The organism is Cloacibacillus sp., assembly GCA_036655895.1.
In the GTDB taxonomy this organism is placed as follows: domain Bacteria; phylum Synergistota; class Synergistia; order Synergistales; family Synergistaceae; genus JAVVPF01.
The window spans coordinates 1-7,346 of record JAVVPF010000057.1; the positions used below are offsets into that span (position 1 = coordinate 1).

Genomic DNA, 7,346 nt, shown 5'->3' on the forward strand with positions numbered 1-7,346 from the left:
TACGAGAGGACCGGGATGGACGAACCGCTAGTGTATCAGTTGTCCTGCCAAGGGCACAAGCTGAGTAGCCATGTTCGGATCGGATAACCGCTGAAGGCATCTAAGCGGGAAGCCGGCCTCAAGATGAGATACCTCATTGCATAAGCAAGTAAGGTGTCCGGAAGACTACCGGATAGATAGGTTGGGAGTGTAAGAGGGTAACGCCCTTTGAGCTGACCAATACTAATACACCGAGGCCTTAACCTCATAAATCTTTGTCAGCCTTTATGATAAGGCGAAGCATGCGCGGTAATATCCTAATTGATACGAGGATAAACCCAAGAAACATGATATAATAGGCAAAGCAAGTTAAGCGCGTGAGCGCATGACATATAAAGTTTTCGGTGCTAATAGATAAGTGAGATAGGAAATCTCCGATTTCCGTAATCGAACTTAGTCTTGCAGTCCAGGAACTAAGCAATTACAATTAACCGCGCAAGCGATTAAGCATACAAGTTTTCGGTGCTAATAGAGGAGTGGACACACCCGGTCCCATGCCGAACCCGGCAGTTAAGCACTCCATCGTCGATGGTACTACGGAGGGTATTCGTGGGAGAGTAGATCGGCGCCGAGATTAATTAAGACAAGAGAGCCAGGACGTTAAGTTCCGGCTCTCTTGTCGTATTCAGAACAGAACTGCGCCGAGATGCTCGCCCACGACCTCGTGGGACGTAGAGCGGTCCAAATCGGCGGTTTTGTAAGATAAAAAGAGAGTTGAGACTTCGGTCTTGGCTCTCTTTTTTTGTTGCCCGCAGAAGCCAAAACTTGCAGATATTATCGCCTGTCGTATACGCTCTTTTTCCTTTCGCTCTGATTCCCTCGTTTGTATATTGTATCAACGATTGTTGATGGCAGCGTGAATAAAAGTTTGTTAAAGGAGGGGTTGATTTGTGGAGGGATAAATATCATCGTCTTGCGTATCTGTTGGTTTTGCAGCTCTTTGTGCTGTGCCTGCCTCGCGCAGCCGTTGCTTTTCCCGCGCTCTTTGAGCTTGAGGGAAAGGTAGGGGACGGCGCGGAGGTGATGGCGGCGCTTTATTCTTTGCAGCGTGATTCAGAGCTTGAAAAACTTGAATCTGACCGTTCCGGCACAAAATATTTTTTGACCGCCTCCTTTGGATATAACAACGAGCCGCAGTTTGATACGAGCGAAAACACGTTGTCTTATCAAAAACTTTCCGTAGGGGTCGGTCTGAGTTTTCCTCTTGCCGGGACGTGGAACAAGCAGAAGATAAACAGGCTCACGGCGGAGCTTAAGGGACTGGACTCAAAATACAGGGCTCAGATATTGCGCGTAAACAATCTCTCTGCGCTTAGGAAAGCCTACGCGGTCTTATGGGCGGAGTCGCAAAAAATAAAGGCGGCAGAGGCCTTCCTCTCAACCCGGGCGGCTGTGACGAGGGTACTTGACGAACGCAGGCAGAAGGCGCTATTGCTGCCCTCTGACAATCTTGAGTTTATAGCGGCTTATGATATGGCAAAGCGGGACGTTGCGGCTTCAAAGCTGCACAAGGTACAGGCGCTGCAAATAATACGCCTTGCGACGGGCGCGGCGCTTGAAATGCCGGAGGACCTTTCCGCGCCGGAGCTTCCTGTTTTTAACGGAACTTCGGCTGATATAGAGGGCAACCCGTCGCTTGTGCTGCGCAGGGAGAGCCTTGCAAAATATGAGAAAATCGTCTGCGCCAGCAAAAAAACCGACAGAGAGGCGGCTTTTATAATCGGCGGGGTGGGGACGAAGGATTTTCCGGGAGACTATGGAAGCGGAGTTTACGCCTCTGTCGTAATTACCGAGCCAATAAAACGTGCCGCGTCAGCTAATGACAGGTCGCTTTCCGCGGCTCAGATAGAGCTTTCGCGAGCCAGAGAAGAGGCTAATTTTACAAGGCTGAAAATAGAGGGGGAGGCTGAGGAGGCGTTTTTTACCGCGTCGTATGCTGCGGCAAATATTGATGTGCAGCTATCGAGGCTGCGTTCCATCGCAGAGGCTGTGCACGAACGCGCTATGCGCCACGGCGCGATAGCGGGAGACACCTTCGAGCAGCTTCAGGCAAGCCGTTATCAATATTACCGGACAGTTGCAGATATGATCGATTCCCAGCTGATCCTGCTGCAAAGCGGCGCCGATATCCTGAGTTACGCCTATCCCGCGGGGAACTCCGGGGAACCGTCAGAGAGGCGCGCTGTCGTTGACGAAGCGTTCTTGAGAGGCGCGCTTTCACCGCAGTGGTTCGTTCAGGCTTCTTTTGCCGCTGCGCCTGCTGCCGACACAGCGGTTGCACTGTCCATTCGCCCTGCCTCTGTCTACGTTTGGAGGGCGGCTCCGTTTTTAAACGCACAGAGCAGGGCTGCATCGCTTACCGCACTTAAGGCGAACGGCGTTTCTGATATGCTGCTGTCGTTTACCGCGTCGGAGCTTGCGTGGGTGAAAACCGCGCCTGGCGAGCGCGCGCTAAAGGAGCTGCTTGCGGCGGCCGCCGGGGCCGGCATCAAAACGGAGCTTCTTTTGGGAGACCCGACTTGGATATTTCCAAAGAACAGGCAAAATCTCATCAATATCATAAGCGCTATGTCGAAGTTCAAATTCTGCGGAGTGCATCTTGATATCGAGCCGGATTCGCTGCCAAACGGCCTCTCTATGCGTCCGAAGTATGTGAAGCTGCTTGCGGCGACGATACGCGAGGCCGCAAGGCGCAGCACGCGGCCCGTTTCGTTCTCCATACATCCGCGGTATTTGTCGGCGGATTATGGGCGCGTCATTGCGGGCGGCCTGCGCGGGGTCAAGATAGCCTATATTGCGCCTATGATTTACTCCACAGAGACAGGGAAAACCACGGCCGCCCTCTCTTCTATACTCGCCAGGTATCCGCAGTTCGATTTTAAGCTGGCGCAGAGCGTGGAGAGGTCGCTTCCGGCAAGTGAGAGCTATGCCTCCGCGGGGCGCTCTGCCTTTTACAGGGCGATGGGAACCGTCAGGCGCGGCGTTGAAGGGTATAAGAATTTTAGAGGCATTGTGGTCCAGGACTGGGATAACTATGAGAGGATGCGCCCATGAAGGTATCTTTTGTGAAAAAACTCGATCCGCAAAGTAAAGACGGGATGGAAGTTAAGTATGCTCCCGCGAAGCGCACGGTATCTAAGGCGATTTGGTGGAGTGTACTTGCGGTGGTGTTCGCGCCGTTTGCGTGGCTGCTTGTGACGCTTGGCTATAACTGGTTTTTTGTGTCATCTCCAGGGGTAGTCTTTATGCCGTCATTCCCTGTTACGGCGACGGAGCACGGCACTATTACGAAGATTTTTGTCGCACCGGGTGACACTGTGAAGGCTGGCGCGCCGCTGTTCAGCGTCGAGAGCAGGAAAACCGCCGCCGTGACGAACGCGATTGCTAGTATGAAGGCGGAGCTTGAAGCGCTTGGCGAAGCCGGTATGCAAAGGGCGACGGCTTCACGCGCTGAGCCGCGTTACGCAAACGAGGTCGTCGCGCACCTCGAAGGTGAGGCGCGGGCTTATAAGAAACTGATGGCGTCGGGTGCCGCGACTCGCGCCGAATACAATCAGGCCGAAGAACGCCTCTTGTCTGCCCAACATGATTTTTCGGCGGCCGCGCTCCCAGCGGATGATACGACAAACGCCGCACGGGCGCTCTATCTGAAAAAGTATATAAAGGTGATGGAAAACAGCATCAGCCGGCCAACTACGATATTTGCGCCGCGCGCCGGCACTGTGGAAAATGTATTTGTTTCGCCCGGATATGACGCGATGGGCGATTATGAGCTGCTTAGAATAACGGACCTCCATGAGCCGTATTTCGTAGCCTATGTCTCTCCTGAAAATTATGACGATCGTGTGCATCCCGGTGCGCAGGCGACGGTGCGTATCCCAGGAAAGGGACGCAGCATCAAGGCTCATGTTGTGGAGCGTCCCACAAACGCTAACAACCTGCCTGGGGGCCTTGCAGATTCTCTGCTTGCCGGACGCCGCAGCGTGATCGTTTTTTTGAAGCCGGACGCGCCGCTGCTTACGGAGGAACTTGTCAACGGTATGCCCGTTTCTGTCAACTGGGGAGTCAGATTTTTTAAGTAAGGAGGAAAAACTATGACGCAGCATCCTGTCTTTAAGATAATGTGTGATAATGAGCACGCGGCCGGTTCTCCGCGTGACGGGGAGAGTTTTTTTTCTACAGCGGACGATTTGCTCTCAAAGGTGCATTCCGTTGGGACCGTGCTCATAGAGGCTTCACAGGGATATAACGAAGGCCGTTATATGAGAGAAATAGAGAGGCTTCGTCAGAGCCCGCTCTTCTGTTACGCCCCAATTTTTCTGACGCGCTCCGTCTGCGGCGCCGACGCTGTGACGGACGGCGTGGCGCCTGATTCCACCGCGATTCCGCCAAAGGCGGACGCCATACTTGCGCGCGGAAGCAAGATTCGGCTTGAAAAGCTGGAGCACAGTTACAAGCTTCGGATGCTCGCCTATATCTATGCGCGCGGCGACGCATACGAGCTGAAGCCGTACTGCGTTCCTGGATCAAAATGGATATACGGCTATCCGAACGCCTCTTTGATCGTGGAAAGGCAGTCGTCGGTAAGCGATGAGGCGCCCAGCCTCTGCTGTGATGATGGAAGCTGTTACAGCCACGTTTATTACAATGACGACAGCATCTCCGCAGCCTATGACCTGTTGAAAAACCTGGCGCAGAAAAACTATCTTGAAGAGAAAAAAATATACAACCGCATCAGGCTCTGTCCGAAGTGCGCCACCGGCCACTTAAATTATGTGGACACCTGTCCGCAGTGCGGCAGCCTCAACATGCACAGAAAAAAAATGCTGCACTGTTTTACCTGCGGACACGTTGCGCCGGAGGAGAATTTCAAGCAGGATTTCTCGCTCATCTGCCCTCGCTGCGCCACTAAACTGCGCCACATCGGAAGCGACTACGACTTCCCGCTGGAGTCTTTTCTTTGCAGCGACTGCGGCGCCTCCTTCGTCGAACCGGCCGTCAAGGTGTCGTGTCTCAACTGCGGCGCTTCGTCCGAACAGGAAAACCTTCTCGTCCGTAATTTTTACGGCTATTCCATAGGCGAAAAGGGAACGGAGGCGCTGATGACTGGAGTTTTATCGGAGGATTTCATGCTCTTTGACGGCACGAACGTCGTGAACTTCGAGACCTTTTGCGGCCTTTTCCGGTGGCTCTCCATTTTGGAAAAACGCTATCCCGACGCAGGTTTCTCTCTGCTTGGAATACGCCTGCTGGGACTTGCCGAAGCGGAAGAGGCCATCGGCAGCGTGCGGCTCCAAAAATTTATAGCGGAACTTGGGCGGAGGATAAAGGAACTCGTCCGTGACTCGGACATCGCTGCAAAAGGACCTTACGGAGCTTTTTGGGTGATACTGCCGCGAACCTCTATAGAGGGCGGCAATATACTTGCCGACAGGATAAAAAAGCTGGAATCCTTCTTTGACGGAGCTGGAGCGGAGCATGTACGCATATCCGTAAAATGTTTCCCCACCTCTGCCGACGACCCCGATACGTCAAAAGAGGAGCTGCTGGCCCGTTATTCAAAAGAGATATAGGCCGAAAGGAGGCGCTTTAGATGCTGCCCCAGATGCTTGCGCAGGTAAGCGCACCATTTGCCAACGGAGATTTTTGGCCGCTAGTCATGCGTTTTATGCCGTTTGTCATATTCTATGAACTGCCATACACGCTTTTGGTATATCTGGGCGTATGGAAATATCGATATGAACGCCGCACGAACGACGTCAGAGACGCCTATTTTCCCGCCGTATCCTGCATTGTCACCTGCTACGGCGAGGGGGACGCCGTGCGGCAGACCATACGCTCTCTAAGCGAACAGATATATCCCGGCCATATAGAAATCGTAGCGATGATCGACGGGGCCGCGGCAAACAGAGACACCTACGAAGCTGCGCTTGAGATGGAGCGTGGGGTGAAGGCGATGAAGGGGCGCAGCATGATTGTAGTCCCGAAATGGCGGCGCGGCGGCCGCGTCTCTAATGTCAATACAGGGCTGAATTATGCCGCAAACGAAATAATCATGGTGCTGGACGGCGACACCTCGTTTGACAACAACATGGTGGAGCGCGCGACGCGTCATTTCGCCGACCCGGCCGTTGTCGCCGTCTCGGGCTGCCTGCGCGTAAGGAACGCGGACAGTTCCCTTGCCGCGTCGCTTCAGGCCGTGGAATATTTTATTTCCATACAGACGGCCAAGGCAGGGCTTAGCGAATACAATATCGTGAACAATATATCCGGCGCCTTCGGAGTCTTCAGAAGAAAGACCATCGACCTCGTCTGGGGCTGGGACGCTGGCACCGCGGAAGATCTTGACCTGACGCTCAGAATAAAACAGTACTTCGGCAGATACAAGAAAAAATTTAAGATAGTCTTTGACCCGGAGGCTATCGGCTTTACCGACGTGCCCGATACCTTCGGGGGGTATTTTCGGCAGAGGCAGCGATGGGACGGAGACCTTCCGTTCATATATTTTAAAAAACATAAAAAGGCCTTCACCCCCGCGCTTATGGGCTGGCGAAATTTCCTCATGCTCGTCGTCACCGGCCTTTATTCGCAGATAGTGCTGCCCTTCATCATATTTTTATATACGCTGTGGCTCTTTTATTATTATCCGCTCTACTACGTGGGGGGCCTCATGCTCGTGATCTATCTCTTCTATTTTGTCATGCTCTCCGTCATGTATCTGACCTCGGTCTTTTTCATCTCAGAGCGCAGGGCGTCGGACCTGTCCAGAGTGCCGCTTCTTCTGATTTTTCCGTTGTTCACCTTTGTCTCCAGAATAAACGGGATGGCGGCCACCCTCCATGAACTTTTCTCAGGCGCGCATAAAGACTCTTCAATGGCGCCGTGGTGGGTGACGAAAAAGAGCAAATTCAACTGACGGCATAAAAAAGGGGCGCATGGAGGAAACTCCACGCGCCCCTTTTTGCTTTTAACTTAAGAAACTACTTGCTGAACTTGATTTTCTCGTACTTCACAGGGACTTTGACGTCGGTCGTCTTCATGTAGCCTTTGCCAAGGACGTATGTATCCTGGTAGATGAGCATCATGTTCTTCTTTGTCACGCCGGTTCCGAGGTCGGTGTAGTAGTTGCCGTTCCATTTCGCGCCGGGGGTGTAGAGGGCGTAGCAGGCAAGGAGATCTTTCTTGCTGTTGAGCTTCGCCTTCTTCTCAACGATGCGCTTGCCAAATTCAGCAAGTGCCGCGCTGTTGGTGTAGCCGTAGGAATAGGCCCATGTTCCCATGCGGCCCTTCGCGCCTGCGTCGGAGAC

General features: G+C 53.2%; 5 protein-coding genes and 2 rRNA genes. 6 read left to right on the forward strand and 1 reads right to left on the reverse strand.

Annotation, left to right across the window (positions count from 1 at the left end):
- The 6 genes from RRY12_12060 to RRY12_12085 form a co-directional block, all read left to right on the forward strand.
- Window positions 1–246 (forward strand): 23S ribosomal RNA (locus RRY12_12060); the annotation flags it as partial.
- A gap of 251 nt (window positions 247–497) precedes the next feature.
- Window positions 498–613 (forward strand): 5S ribosomal RNA (rrf, locus tag RRY12_12065).
- A 314-nt stretch (window positions 614–927) separates the two neighbouring features.
- Complete coding sequence (locus tag RRY12_12070) at window positions 928–3,093, forward strand: hypothetical protein (GenBank protein MEG2185407.1); 2,166 nt, start codon at window positions 928–930, stop codon at window positions 3,091–3,093.
- The gene (locus tag RRY12_12075; GenBank protein ID MEG2185408.1) at window positions 3,090–4,121 is read left to right on the forward strand and encodes an efflux RND transporter periplasmic adaptor subunit; all 1,032 of its coding nucleotides are present in this window, start codon (window positions 3,090–3,092) and stop codon (window positions 4,119–4,121) included. The genes RRY12_12070 and RRY12_12075 overlap by 4 nt, the downstream gene beginning before the upstream one ends.
- Before the next feature lie 12 nt (window positions 4,122–4,133).
- Window positions 4,134–5,612 carry a hypothetical protein gene (locus RRY12_12080; GenBank protein MEG2185409.1) on the forward strand — a complete coding sequence of 493 codons (1,479 nt, stop codon included), beginning with the start codon at window positions 4,134–4,136 and terminating at the stop codon, window positions 5,610–5,612.
- A 20-nt stretch (window positions 5,613–5,632) separates the two neighbouring features.
- Window positions 5,633–6,955 (forward strand): glycosyltransferase, encoded by a 1,323-nt coding sequence (locus RRY12_12085; GenBank protein ID MEG2185410.1) that lies wholly within the window; start codon window positions 5,633–5,635, stop codon window positions 6,953–6,955.
- 64 nt (window positions 6,956–7,019) lie between these two features.
- Here the strand turns inward: RRY12_12085 and RRY12_12090 are convergent.
- Window positions 7,020–7,346, reverse strand: a 327-nt coding sequence (locus tag RRY12_12090) for a hypothetical protein (protein ID MEG2185411.1), incomplete at its 5' end; no start/stop codon positions are given.

Excerpts from the sequence above, each read along its gene's own strand:
- RRY12_12075 (MEG2185408.1), top strand. The coding sequence starts at position 3,090 with ATGAAGGTATCTTTTGTGAAAAAACTCGATCCGCAAAGTAAAGACGGG.
- RRY12_12080 (MEG2185409.1), top strand. The coding sequence starts at position 4,134 with ATGACGCAGCATCCTGTCTTTAAGATAATGTGTGATAATGAGCACGCG.
- RRY12_12085 (MEG2185410.1), top strand. The coding sequence starts at position 5,633 with ATGCTGCCCCAGATGCTTGCGCAGGTAAGCGCACCATTTGCCAACGGA.